This is a genomic window from Cognatishimia sp. WU-CL00825, from assembly GCF_040364665.1.
GTDB lineage: Bacteria > Pseudomonadota > Alphaproteobacteria > Rhodobacterales > Rhodobacteraceae > Cognatishimia.
This window is the reverse complement of sequence record NZ_BAABWX010000001.1, coordinates 531,648-544,536: the sequence shown is the minus strand read 5'-3', so window position 1 is coordinate 544,536 and position 12,889 is coordinate 531,648. Positions and strand designations below refer to the sequence as shown.

General features: G+C 51.8%; 9 protein-coding genes. 4 read left to right on the top strand and 5 right to left on the bottom strand.

Annotated elements, in window-relative coordinates; all coding sequences use genetic code 11:
• Positions 1 to 82: 82 nt before the first annotated feature.
• The 4 genes from cobT (at position 83) to ABXG94_RS02615 (ending at position 5,557) form a co-directional block, all read left to right on the top strand.
• The gene (gene cobT, locus ABXG94_RS02630; RefSeq protein ID WP_353532131.1) at positions 83 to 1,957 is read left to right on the top strand and encodes a cobaltochelatase subunit CobT; all 1,875 of its coding nucleotides are present in this window, start codon (positions 83 to 85) and stop codon (positions 1,955 to 1,957) included.
• A 148-nt stretch (positions 1,958 to 2,105) separates the two neighbouring features.
• Positions 2,106 to 3,902 carry an aminopeptidase P family protein gene (locus ABXG94_RS02625; RefSeq protein WP_353532130.1) on the top strand — a complete coding sequence of 599 codons (1,797 nt, stop codon included), beginning with the start codon at positions 2,106 to 2,108 and terminating at the stop codon, positions 3,900 to 3,902.
• Between the two features lie 63 nt (positions 3,903 to 3,965).
• Entirely contained in the window at positions 3,966 to 4,310 is a 345-nt protein-coding gene (locus ABXG94_RS02620) for a DUF427 domain-containing protein (protein WP_353532129.1), read from the top strand.
• Between the two features lie 74 nt (positions 4,311 to 4,384).
• Complete coding sequence (locus ABXG94_RS02615; protein ID WP_353532128.1) at positions 4,385 to 5,557, top strand: MFS transporter; 1,173 nt, start codon at positions 4,385 to 4,387, stop codon at positions 5,555 to 5,557.
• Here ABXG94_RS02615 and ABXG94_RS02610 read toward each other — a convergent pair.
• The 5 genes from ABXG94_RS02610 to ftsZ all read right to left on the bottom strand — a co-directional run bounded on the left by ABXG94_RS02610 (position 5,554) and on the right by ftsZ (position 12,628).
• The gene (locus tag ABXG94_RS02610; RefSeq protein WP_353532127.1) at positions 5,554 to 7,242 is read right to left on the bottom strand and encodes a chloride channel protein; all 1,689 of its coding nucleotides are present in this window, start codon (positions 7,240 to 7,242) and stop codon (positions 5,554 to 5,556) included. The two genes, ABXG94_RS02615 and ABXG94_RS02610, sit on opposite strands and share 4 nt — an antisense overlap.
• 19 nt (positions 7,243 to 7,261) lie before the next feature.
• Positions 7,262 to 8,911 carry a DNA repair protein RecN gene (recN, locus tag ABXG94_RS02605; protein ID WP_353532126.1) on the bottom strand — a complete coding sequence of 550 codons (1,650 nt, stop codon included), beginning with the start codon at positions 8,909 to 8,911 and terminating at the stop codon, positions 7,262 to 7,264.
• Between the two features lie 37 nt (positions 8,912 to 8,948).
• The gene (locus ABXG94_RS02600; protein WP_353532125.1) at positions 8,949 to 9,803 is read right to left on the bottom strand and encodes an outer membrane protein assembly factor BamD; all 855 of its coding nucleotides are present in this window, start codon (positions 9,801 to 9,803) and stop codon (positions 8,949 to 8,951) included.
• A gap of 108 nt (positions 9,804 to 9,911) precedes the next feature.
• Complete coding sequence (gene lpxC / locus ABXG94_RS02595; RefSeq protein ID WP_353532124.1) at positions 9,912 to 10,835, bottom strand: UDP-3-O-acyl-N-acetylglucosamine deacetylase; 924 nt, start codon at positions 10,833 to 10,835, stop codon at positions 9,912 to 9,914.
• A gap of 203 nt (positions 10,836 to 11,038) precedes the next feature.
• Positions 11,039 to 12,628, bottom strand: a complete 1,590-nt coding sequence (ftsZ, locus tag ABXG94_RS02590) for a cell division protein FtsZ (protein ID WP_353532123.1) — start codon at positions 12,626 to 12,628, stop codon at positions 11,039 to 11,041.
• Between the last annotated feature and the right edge of the window lie 261 nt (positions 12,629 to 12,889).

The window sequence follows — 12,889 nt, the reverse complement described above, 5'->3', positions numbered from 1 at the left end:
ATCTATGTGTCTGATTTCTCTTGATAATAAACTACGTCAAGATCGCGAAAACGCAGACAGAACCACTCTGGGATGAACTGAGATGAACAAACCGACTGACAATCCAGCCGACCCGTTCAAAAAGGCCCTCGCAGAGGCCACCAAAGTCATGGCCCACGATCCCGATCTGGCGGTGACCTATACGGTCGATCCTTCGGGGATTTCTGGCGATCAGATGCGACTGCCGCCGATCAGTCGGCGCATGACGCGTGACGAAGTGATGTTGGCACGCGGCACGGCAGACTCTTTGGCGTTGCACCGCCGGTACCACAACAACGCAACCTTTGCGAAATATGCCCCACCACAGGGCATCGCACGCCAGCTCTTTGAATCCATGGAAATCGCGCGTTGCGAAGCCATGGGCGCACGCGAAATGCCGGGCACCGCAGTTAACATCGACGCAAAAATCGCCAATGAAGCCATTGGACGTGGCTATGATAAAATCACTACGGCCTCTGATGCGCCTTTGGAAATGGCTGCTAATTATCTCATTCGCCACCTTGCAACCGGCCGGGAATTGCCCCCGGCAGCATCAAATGTGATGAACCTATGGCGCGGGTTCATTGAACAAAACGCCGGGGACACTTTAGAAGATCTGCAGGATATGCTGTCAGATCAATCTCAGTTTGCGCGGTTTTCACGCCAGATCATCGAAGATCTTGGCTATGGTGACCAACTTGGCGAAGATCCGGATTCTTTGGATGAGGATCAACAGGATGAAGCCGAAGAGCAACCTGACGAAGAACCGGATCCAGATTCCACTGGTCAGGATGACAGCGACGAAGAAGAATCCGACGCCTCTCCTGAGTCATCACAAGAAGAACAGCAAGATAGCTCTGAAGCCCAGGTCACGATGGACGAAATGTCTGATGATGAAATGGGCGAAGACGCAGAAATGCCTGATGGCGAGGCTCCGCTTGAACCCCCAGCGCCACAACCTATTTCGGATGCAGACCCGGACTATCTGGTTTTCAACTCGGAGTTTGATGAAGAAATAAGGGCTGAAGACCTGGCTGAGCCGGCCGAATTAGAACGGCTTCGCGCCTATTTGGACCAGCAGCTGGAGCCGCTTAAGGGTGCGGTTAGCCGTTTGGCCAACAAATTGCAGCGCCGATTACAAGCTCAGCAAAATCGCAGTTGGGCTTTTGACTTGGAAGAAGGCATTTTGGACGCAGGTCGGCTTGCACGTGTTGTTGCGAACCCAACTACGCCCCTGTCTTTCAAAGTTGAGAAAGACACGGAGTTTCGCGACACAGTGGTCACGCTTTTGCTGGATAATTCCGGTTCGATGCGCGGGCGTCCCATTTCTATTGCTGCCATTTGTGCTGATGTATTGGCGCGCACCTTAGAGCGTTGCAACGTCAAAGTTGAAATTTTGGGCTTTACAACACGCGCCTGGAAAGGCGGACAATCCCGCGAGCAATGGTTGAATGACGGGCGGCCGCAGCAACCGGGTCGGCTGAATGATTTGCGCCATATCATCTATAAGTCAGCAGACGCGCCATGGCGCCGCACACGGCCAAATCTTGGCCTGATGATGAAAGAAGGCTTGCTGAAAGAGAATATTGACGGCGAAGCGCTGGAATGGGCGCATCGACGTATGGTGTCACGTCAGGAAGTACGAAAAATTCTAATGGTGATTTCCGATGGTGCGCCTGTGGATGATTCAACGTTATCCGTGAACCCGGCAAATTATCTGGAAAAGCATCTGCGCGATGTGATTGCAATGGTTGAAAAGCGTCGGCAGGTCGAGTTGTTGGCGATTGGGATTGGCCATGACGTCACGCGTTATTATGAACGCGCCGTCACCATAACGGATGTAGAGCAGCTTGCCGGGGCTATGACCGAGCAACTCGCGGTGTTGTTTGACAGCGACCCCCGCGCTCGTGCGCGTGTTTTGGGCATGCGCAAAGTTTAGAGAATCTTGTCTCTGACAGCCCAAAAATTTCGCATCAGGCAATTGCCCGCCCACACTTGATGGGGCGGGTTTTTGCTAGACCAAAAAGCCAGAAAACCCTACCAAAGAGGCAGGCACATTTGCCCCTTTTTCGCCATGAGGTCCTTTGATGTTTCAAACATTTGACGCCACGAATTCACCTGAACAAGGTCCCAAACGCCTGACAATGTTGCGCAAGCAAATGGCCAAATCAAACATTGATGGGTTTTTGGTTCCGCGCTCGGACGTGCACCAAGGTGAATATGTTGCCGAACGCGATGACCGCCTCGCTTGGCTGACCGGATTTACCGGTTCGGCTGGTTTTTGTTGCGTTTTGCCGCATGTGGCTGGTGTTTTTGTGGATGGGCGTTATCGCGTTCAGGTGAAACAGCAGGTTTCGAATGTCTTTAGCCCGGTGCATTGGCCTGAAACCCAGCTTGCAGACTGGCTTTCAAAAAACCTGACCAAAGGTAGAGTAGCTTTTGACCCTTGGTTGCACACTGTGCAACAAGTTGAAGACCTCAGTGCCGGACTTTTGGACACTGATTTGACTCTGCTGCCCAGCAAGAACCTGATCGATCTGGTTTGGCACGATCAGCCCGATGCGCCTTTGGAAAAAGCCATTGCATATCCGCTGAAATTTGCTGGTGAAACGCATCATAACAAACGTCATCGTTTGGCGGCAGAGCTGAAAAACGCTGGCCAATCCGCAACTGTAATCACATCGCCTGACAGTTTGTGCTGGTTGCTGAACATTCGGGGCAATGACATCCCTCGCAATCCGTTGGTGCATGGGTTTGCCATTCTGCACTGCGATGGTCACGTTGATCTTTTTATGGAGAAAACAAAGGTTACCGAGCTGGCAGACCATTTTGGCAGCGAGGTCACCCAAATTGATCCGGATACATTTATTGATCACCTTGCAAAGCTAAGCGGCTCTATTCGTCTGGATAAATCCAGTGCGCCTATGGCTGTGGCATCGATTTTGGCCGCAAATGATATCGAAATTAGCTATGACATTGACCCTTGTGCCTTGCCCAAGGCCTGCAAAAACCAAGCGGAGCTTTCGGCCACAACCGAAGCACATCTGCGTGACGGCGCAGCTGTTTGTGATTTCCTGGCCTGGTTTGATGAGAATGCGCGCACGGGTATCACTGAAATTGACCTTGTGAAAACGCTGGAAAACTACCGTCGTGACACCAATTTGTTGCGCGATCTGAGTTTTGAAACAATTGCGGGAACGGGGCCAAACGGGGCCGTTATTCATTACCGCGTGACCCATCAAACAAACCGCCAGCTAGCGGACGGTGACATCGTCGTATTAGATAGCGGCGGGCAATACCTTGATGGCACTACTGATATTACCCGAACGCTGCCTGTCGGACAGGTGGGCAATGCGGAAAGGCACGCCTTCACTTTGGTCCTTCAAGGGATGATTGCGGTATCCAGACTTTGTTGGCCGGTGGGGCTTGCGGGTCGTGACATCGAAGCATTTGGCCGTGCACCACTTTGGCAGGCGGGATTGGACTTTGACCATGGTTTAGGACATGGCGTTGGGACATATCTATGTGTGCATGAAGGGCCTCAGCGCCTAAGTAAAACAAGCCATATTGCACTTTCAGAAGGGATGATCCTGTCTAATGAGCCCGGATATTATCGCGAGGGTGCATTTGGGATTCGCATTGAAAATCTTGTTGTGGTAGAGGCTTGTCCACAGAAGGAAGGTGGTGACACCCACAGGCCAATGCTGCGTTTTCGCACACTGACCTACGCGCCAATTGATCGGCGTCTGATCGTCACCGAAATGCTAAACCCAATAGAGCGGGATTGGCTGAATACCTACCACCAGGAATGTTTTGAGCGTCTCTCTCCGAGGGTGAATGCAAAAACCCGAGGTTGGTTGTCACAGGCAACCGCCGCGGTTTGACATATTCCTGAAACATCTTGTCTGTCTTAGGAGAGGCAAGGCCGTGAGGAAACGAGGAAAGAAATGAATAGCTATATCACCATCCGCAAAGCACCAGGCAAATGGTCCGTCCGAGCAGGCGGCGCTGTCTTAGGTGAAACAGGCAACGCTTTGGAACTCACCGAAGGTGACTATCCACCTGTTATCTATTTTCCGCGTGCCGACATTGCGACAGCATTTCTAGATGAAAGCGATCACACCTCACATTGTCCACACAAGGGTGATGCAACTTACTTCTCAATCGTGACCAAAAGCAAAACCATACAGAATTCGGTGTGGAGTTATGAGAACCCAAAAGACGACGTAGCGCGTATCAAAAACTATTTGGCGTTTTATGTGAGCGACGAACTGGCTGTCGAACAGCTTTGAGCACAGCCTTGACTAGCTACGTGTTTTGAGGGGCCTATCTGGGCCCCTTTTTGTTTCTTTTTCAGGTTTTTCTCGTGGTATTATCACATCCCAAATCAAACGTTGCCTTGATACTTCTGCTTTGGGCAGCGGGACTGGCTGCTGCAGGCCAATTTGCAAAGGTTTCTGTGACCTTTGAAAATTTACAGGTAATCTATGCAGACCAAAAAACCTATTTAGGGTTTGTTGTGTCTATTATTGGATTAACCGGAGTGGTTTTTGGCCTGACCGCCGCACAACTGGTAAATGCCTTTGGCTATCGTCGCCTTTTGGTGCTTTCGCTGACCGCCGGCGCTATCATTTCCGTTTTTCAGGCAAGCCTACCATCGTTTGAATTGTTGTTGATCAGCCGCGTTTTAGAAGGCTTCACCCATTTGGCAATTGTCATTGCGGCACCGACGCTGATTTCTGTGCTTTCTGCCCAAGAATCCCGGTCGTTCTTTATGGCGCTTTGGAGCACGTTTTTTGGTATAACCTATGCCTTGATGGCATTAATTGCCCCACCGCTGATCGCAAATTTTGGCGTTGAATCGGTGTATATATTTCATGCGCTTTATATGGGGCTGGTCGGGATATTGGTGATGATTTGCTTGACACCCGGACAGGTTGGGCGCGCTAGATTTCCATCGTTTAGGCAAGTGCTTGCAAGGCACCGTGCAGTTTATACATCAGCGCACGAGTTTGCCCCCGGGTTGGGATGGTTGTTTTATACCTTAACCTTTGTGTCGGTATTAACCATCCTGCCAGCGTCCTTGCCAAAGGCGACTGCGCTTGTGTTGATCCCACTACTCCCAATTGCAGGCATCATTTCTTCGCTCACGCTTGGCGCTGTATTATTGCGGTATCTGGCGGCAACAACATTGGCGCAAATTGGCTTTCTGCTGGCCGCGATGTCATGCCTTGCAATATTGGCAGGTGTCAGTGGAACTTGGGGGTTTCTTTGCTTATTTTCGGCGATGGGGCTCATCCAATCGGCCAGCTTTGCTGCCATTCCGCAGCTTAACTCAACCGAACAATCTCAGGCCCTTGCCAATGGGGCCATGGCGCAGATGGGAACGTTGGGCAATACCTTGGGCACGCCGCTATTTTTGGGGCTAATCGCTTTTGCAGGCATGGGGGCCCTGCCCGTCGCACTGACTACCATTTTTCTGTGTGGCGCGTTTTCACATTATGCGCTTGCGCAACAACGCCGAAAATTTCCACGCTAGGAATGCTCCTCGGCGGCGGTTGCGGCCAATGCCTTGTTGTAAGCCTTAAGCGCGTCTACGTGATGTACAGCACCTAACAAAACTGGCGCTTTGTCAGCACCTGCCAAGGACACAACCGGAATGACCGCTTGCGCAGATGTTTCAAACATAGGCATTGCGGTTTCCAGCGTGGCGTTGCGGTCCACATATTGACCTCGTTGGATCATCTCCCAGCAAAGTTCTTCAGAAGGTTGTGAATCGGGTTCTAAAGGGCGCATGATTTTCTCTACGGAGAACATACCAAGCAAGTAAGCCTGCGGACCCGCTGCAATATGAATATTGCGCCGTTCAAGCTGAGTCAAAAAGAAGGACCGGTCCACCAAACGAGAGCCTAATGCTGTAGAAATCGAAACCGTCACCATAACCGCCAACCCCGTTTGCCAGTCTCCGGTCAATTCAAAGACAATCAACGTGGTTGATATTGGCGCGCCAAGTACCGCTGCGGCCACGCCGCCCATCCCAGCCAAAGCATACAAAGTATGAGAGCCTGAAATTTCAGGAAAAATCGGCGTTGCGATCAGGCCAAAAGCCAAGCCCGTCAAGGCCCCTATCATCAAGGCCGGTGAAAACACACCACCGCCCATGCGACCTGCCATAGTGATCGAAACCGCAAGCACCTTTAACACCACAAAAATGATGGCCTCATGCAGCACCAACTCGCCTGTCAACGCCGCAGAAGTAGTTTCATAACCTACGCCAATAATGTGCGGATAGAAAATCGCCAAACCACCCAACAAAGCGCCGGAAATCACAGGCCGCATCCAGCGTTTTAAGCGCATATGGGTCATGACTTGCGACCCGACATCCTCGGCCCAAAAAATTGTCCACATAAGCGCCACCGCGCAAAGGCCACAAACTCCGCCGAGTAGCAAAAAGGCTGGCAACTCTTGGTAGAACGCTAGGGCTGACTCGCCAGGCAACACAAATTCAGTCACATTGCCAAATTCCAAACGGTTGATCACGGTGCCCGCAACTGAAGCAATTACAATGGGCGCAAAGGCATGAACCGCAAAATGCCGCAACACGACTTCCAAAGCAAAAAGAGCACCAGCGATGGGCGCATTAAACGAGGCTGACACCGCTGCAGCCACGGCACAGCCAAGTAAGTCCCGCCCTGTAACGCCGTTTGCGTGGATTTTTTCGCATATCCAGCTGGAAAAAGTAGCCGCCAAATGCACCACTGGGCCCTCTCGGCCGGTCGAACCACCAGAACTTAAAGTAATCAACGAGGCCAGCGCGGAAACGAACCCATCCTTTACACCGACGCGACCTTCGTTAATGGCGGCTCCCTCGATGACGTCTGCAGGGCCACGCGCCCGCGCGTCAGATGTAAACTTATCCAACAAAAGCCCAACAACAAGCCCACCCGCTATGGGGATAAATAGGATCCAATACCAAGGCAGCGTTTCAGCGAAGCTATGAAGGCGATTGATGTTTTCTGTGCCGTAAAGTGTTGATTGCAAGGCTTCGATCCCCTTGCGAAACAGCAGGGCTGCAAAACCAGAGATCGACCCAATCAGCAAGGCGATCAGCCAGAACTGAAATTGGCTTGGTCCCCTTTGGCGTAATACCTTCCATCCCCAACGACAACTTTTTGCAGCCTGTTGCGCACTTTCAGCCAAGAACTCTATCAGAGGATGCGCCATGTTCACAAAAGCCTTTGCTTTATCCGTTCAACAGAGCCTCGGCAGCCCCTTTGGCTTGATCTGTTATCGTGTCACCCGAAATCATACGCGCAATTTCGTCTACGCGTGCCAGTGCATTCAAGGGAACAACCGTCGAAAGGGTTGCGCCTTTGATCACTCGCTTTTCAACGCGCCAGTGATGAGCCCCCAAGGCCGCAACCTGTGGGCTATGGGTAACAACAAGAACCTGACCACCTTCGGACAGCGCAGACAAGCGACGCCCAACAGCGTCTGCGGTGGCACCACCAACCCCCCGATCGATTTCATCAAAAATAACCGTTTTGTCCTGTTCTTCACGGCTCAGGCAGACCTTTAGAGCCAACAGGAACCGGCTAAGTTCGCCACCAGAGGCAATCTTTGCGATGGGACCAGAGGGTGCACCGGGATTGGTCGCAACCGTGAAAGACACCGCATCCTGACCACTTGGACCAGGCGCATCAACGTCAACCAAAGTTGAAAAAACCGCGCGTTCCATTTTGAGCGGTGCCAATTCACGCATCACTGCAGAATCAAGTCTTGCCGCAGCTTTCTTTCGTGCCATTGACAGTTTGGCTGCGGCAATTTCATAAGCCTTTTCAGCATCCTTCAGGACAATCCTTAGGTCGGATAATTCGCCTTCACCCGCATCCAGAGCTGCCATTTTGCGCCGCATATCTTGTGCGAAAGTACCCAATTCATCGGGTGCAACATTATGTTTGCGCGCCAAGCCACGTATTGCAAAAAGCCGTTCCTCGGTCTGTTCAAGCTCTAGAGGATTGAAATCCAATGCGTCGATGCATTGTTCAACGCCTGTTACCGCATCATCAAGTTCAGCCATTGCGCGCGCCAAAGCTGCAATCGGTGCATCAAGGCGTTCTTCTACGTCAGCTGCTGCCCCTTCAAGCCAGCGTAACGCGTCGCCCATTGCACCCTCGGCACCATTGAGGCCCATGGATGTATGCGCCCGCGCAACGTCGTCTTTGACGCGCTCAGCAGACTGCATCATGCGCCGCCGCTCATCCAGTGTTCTTTCTTCGCCTGGCTGTGGATCTAGTTGATCAAGCTCGCCAACGGCATGTCTTAGAAACTCTTCTTCGGCCTGAATGGCTTGAAAAGCTCGTTCCGCGGTGATCAGCGCATTGCGAGCATCTCGCACCTTGCTCCATGCGGTGCTTACATCTGCTTTCAAAGGACCAAATGTGCCAAATTGGTCAAGAAGATCGCGGTGACTTTTGGGGTTCAACAGGCCACGATCATCATGTTGGCCATGCAGTTCGACAAGAGTTTCTGACAAAGCGCGCAAAACTTCGCCTGAACACCGACGATCATTTATCCAGGCTGTTTTGCGTCCATCTTTGGTATTTACGCGCCGCAAAAACAAGCTGTCGGAAATCGGCAAGCCTGCCTCTGCAAGAACCGCATTGGCTGGGTGGTGCCCAGGCAATTCAAACTCCGCTGTTACTTCTCCCTGATCGGCACCAGCCCGAACCAATTCTGCACGACCGCGCCACCCCAGCACAAAACCAAGTGAATCCAAGAGGATCGACTTACCCGCGCCCGTCTCGCCTGTCAGCACATTCAACCCAGGTTGAAAAACCAGCTCCAGCTGGTCGATGATCAGCATATTCCGAATTTCAAGAGCACGCAGCATGGTCAATTGGTCCTGGATCGGCGTTGTTTCAGCGCCCTTACAGCCATTTGCCCCGCACCGTCTGACGGTACACACTCGCCAACCATCCATTGCCCTTGACGCGCAGCTCTAGCCCACGCCCGGTCAGCAAGCGATAGCTCTCCTCGTACCATTCAGTGGACTGAAAGTTATGGCCCAAAATCGCGCCGGCAGTTTGCGCCTCGTCCGTCAGCCCAAGCGATAAATAGGCTTCCACCAAACGATGCAACGCTTCTGGCGTATGGGTCGTTGTCTGAAAATCCTCAACGACGACGCGGAAGCGATTGACCGAGGCAGCGAAATGATCACGCTTTAGATAATACCGCCCAATTTCCATTTCTTTGGAAGCCAAATGATCAAATGCAAGATCAAATTTTAGCACCGAAGAGCGTGCATATTCGCTGTCTGGATATGTTTCGATGATCTTACGCAATGATTGTAAGGCAAGAAAAGTCAGCCCTTGATCGCGACCAACTTCATCGATCTGGTCATAGTAGCTGAGCGCCAATAAGTATTGTGCGTAGGCCGCATCATCATCTTGTGGGTAAAAATCAATAAAGCGCTGTGCGGCTGACCGGCTGTTTTCATAGTCTTTGTCACGATGATAGGCAAACGCCTGCATAATCAATGCGCGCTTTGCCCAGTCAGAATACGGATACAGCCGCTCAACTTCGGAAAAATAGAAAGCTGCATCATCCGGCTTGCTGCGCTCTAATTCGAATTCAGCACGGCCAAAAATCTGTTCTGCGGAAAAATTTTCAAGCGGAACCGATCCAAACAATGTCTGATCCGCAGCACCGTTACCGCATCCAGCCAAGACTATGGCTGATAACAGCATTGCACCTACAAACTTGCGAGGGTGGCGACCTGTCATTCTGCTCTACCTTTTTGACCGCATTCTGCGAGGCAATGCCTCTTCTAAATGCTGTTATCACAGAAATTTACGGGGCAAAACGTCTTTGGTGTGAATTCGCACTAAAGCTCACGCGACGGCTGGCATTTCGGCAATATGCACACCAACACCAGGCAAGTTTGCCTCCGTTTCTGCGCTGCAATCGACAAAGCGATAGGCCGTCGGATCCGCAAACAAAGCGCGCAACAGCATATTTGTCATGGCATGGCCTGACCGATGCCCAACATAACGCCCCAGAACTGGGGCACCAGCTGTATAAAGATCGCCAAGCGCATCTAACATTTTGTGACGCACTGGTTCATTCGCCCGGCGAAGCCCGCCGCCGCTTTCAACGTGGTCACCATCAAATACTATGGCGTTTTCCCCAGGCATACCGCCAAGCGCCAATCCGTTGGATTGCATTTTCTCTACGTCTGCCCGAAGGCAGAATGTTCGGCAATCGCAAAGCTCACGCACAAAGCTGCCATTCGCCATATTCAGCTTGTGGTTTTGGACCCCAATTGCGGCCTCTGCAAAATCGATATGGAAATCGATTTCCAGGGTTTCGTTGGGATGAAGCTCTGCCCAGGCGTCATCGCGATCAACGCGCACAGATTTCAAGATTTCTATCGCACGAATGGGCGTATCTTGCGTGACCAAACCACGTGACAAGATCGCTTTAACAAATGCAGCGCTGCTGCCGTCCATAATTGGAACTTCTGGGCCATCGATTTCAATCAATGCATTGTGAATACCGCAACCGGACAATGCGGCCATGACATGTTCAATAGTGGAAACTGCGACACCAGACGTGTTGATGATACGTGTGCATAGCTGCGTTTGCTCTACGGCATCCCACCGAGCAGGAACCATTGTGTCGCCATCCAATAAATCTGTGCGACGAAACCAAACGCCGTAATCTGCCGAGGCCGGCATGATCGACATACGCACCGGCTTACCAGTATGCAGGCCAACGCCAACAAATCGAATTTCGGACTTAACGGTATTTTGCAATTTATGCCCCAGATTGCGCGGTTATGGTAAACCGCAGCTAAGCCCTAAAGATTTCAAAGGTTTAACTCAATTCAAAGATTGTAACGGACTGAAACATCCAGCATCCGGATCGGCAACTCTGCGCCCAACCCAATCTAAACCTTTGTCATAAAACGAAAAAAGCCGCCCCTAGGGGCGGCAAAATTCGAAATATGTTGCAGCAATTAGTTTGCTTGTCGGCGTAAAAACGCCGGAATTTCGATACGTTCCTGTTCTGCATCTTCTTCAGGAGCCGCCTGAACGCTTGGTTGTTGGCGTGCAGGTTGGGCCTGTGCCTCTGCTGCGTGACCAGTCATCCGGTTGATCAATGAGTTAATTCCAAAGCGTGGACGCTCTTCGACAACAGGCTCTTCGTGCGCAACAATTTGCTCGCGCGCTTGCGGAGCAGACGGCACCTTGCCTACGGCAGAACGCAAGCGCGCCATTGCCTCAGGAGACGGCGTTCCAGGTGCAGGAGCTTGAGGCGCAACATAGGCTTCAGCAGCAGCTTCATCTTCGTAAAACTCTTGGCGTGGCTGAAATTGAGCAACGCGCGGTTGATACGCAGGAGGCGGTAGATCATCTGCTTCTGCTGCTGTGTCCGGTGCCTCAAAGACATCGTCCATGCGCTCAAAAACATCGCTGCTTTTCGGCTCCATGTCTGCAAACAAGCTTGGCTCTGCCTCTGCGGTCTGGGCAACAACCGGTTCTGGCTGTGCTTCCACTGCAGCGGCTTCCTCGATAGGAGCTGCTGGTTTAAGCGGTTCAGACATTTTGCGACGGGGAACCGGCATTTCGCTTGTTGTTTCAACGGCATCAATGCCAGTTGCAACAACAGATACACGCATGCCACCTTCAAGGTCGGTGTCCAGCGTAGAACCAACAATAATATTGGCTTCTGGATCGACCTCTTCCCGAATCCGGTTTGCGGCCTCGTCCAGTTCAAACAAGGTCAAATCGTGACCGCCAGTGATGTTGATCAGAACGCCACGTGCACCGCGCAAACTGATTTCATCCAGCAGCGGATTGGCGATCGCTTTTTCTGCAGCTTGTACAGCGCGATCTTCACCAGTGGATTCCCCGGTGCCCATCATCGCTTTGCCCATTTCGTCCATAACCGCGCGAACATCCGCGAAATCGAGGTTAATAAGGCCAGGACGAACCATAAGATCCGTCACACCTTTCACGCCCTGATAAAGAACGTCATCTGCCAAAGCAAAGGCTTCGGTGAAGGTGGTTTTTTCATTGGCCAACCGGAAGAGGTTCTGGTTGGGAATAATGATCAGGGTATCGACAACTTTTTGCAGGGCTTCGACGCCAGCCTCAGCCTGTTTCATGCGCTTCGCGCCTTCAAACTGGAAAGGTTTGGTCACCACACCAACCGTCAGAACACCAAGTTCACGGGCCGCTTGAGCAATAATTGGCGCAGCACCTGTCCCTGTGCCGCCCCCCATGCCAGCGGTAATAAAGCACATATGTGCGCCCGCCAGGTGGTCCACAATCTGCTCAATGCTTTCTTCTGCTGCGGCCGCCCCGACTGCTGGGCGCGCACCGGCACCCAGACCTTCGGTAACTTTCACACCAAGCTGAACGCGCTGATCCGAGTTGTTTTGCTGTAATGCTTGCGCATCGGTATTCGCGACGACGAAATCAACGCCTTCTAGTTGCTTTGCGATCATATTATTGACCGCATTGCCACCCGCGCCCCCAACGCCAAATACCGTAATACGGGGTTTTAAGTCTTCCTGTTCAGGAAACATCAAATTCAATGCCATGAGAGAGTCCGCCTGTCGTTTTTTTGCCCGCTCAAGCGGGTATTTTCTCCTACTCACCTTTATTATTAGCGGTTTGAGCGCCACCCGTCACGCGCAAAAGAGCGTTAAACCACAAAATGTGGACAAAATTTCGCCACTATTCGCGGCATTTCGCCGATTGCAGCAGATATTGGGGAACCTAGGGTAAAGACACACAACAAAAAGCACTCGACGCGCAAACTCTACACGTCGTTCAAAACCGATTCACCAATTTTGGCATAG

What these genes read in the sequence shown, in the direction of transcription:
- recN (WP_353532126.1), bottom strand. Translation starts at nt 8,911, where the DNA reads ATGCTGCGTGCTCTTGAAATTCGGAATATGCTGATCATCGACCAGCTG.
- ftsZ (WP_353532123.1), bottom strand. Translation starts at nt 12,628, where the DNA reads ATGGCATTGAATTTGATGTTTCCTGAACAGGAAGACTTAAAACCCCGT.
- cobT (WP_353532131.1), top strand. Translation starts at nt 83, where the DNA reads ATGAACAAACCGACTGACAATCCAGCCGACCCGTTCAAAAAGGCCCTC.
- ABXG94_RS02600 (WP_353532125.1), bottom strand. Translation starts at nt 9,803, where the DNA reads ATGACAGGTCGCCACCCTCGCAAGTTTGTAGGTGCAATGCTGTTATCA.
- ABXG94_RS02625 (WP_353532130.1), top strand. Translation starts at nt 2,106, where the DNA reads ATGTTTCAAACATTTGACGCCACGAATTCACCTGAACAAGGTCCCAAA.
- ABXG94_RS02620 (WP_353532129.1), top strand. Translation starts at nt 3,966, where the DNA reads ATGAATAGCTATATCACCATCCGCAAAGCACCAGGCAAATGGTCCGTC.
- ABXG94_RS02610 (WP_353532127.1), bottom strand. Translation starts at nt 7,242, where the DNA reads ATGGCGCATCCTCTGATAGAGTTCTTGGCTGAAAGTGCGCAACAGGCT.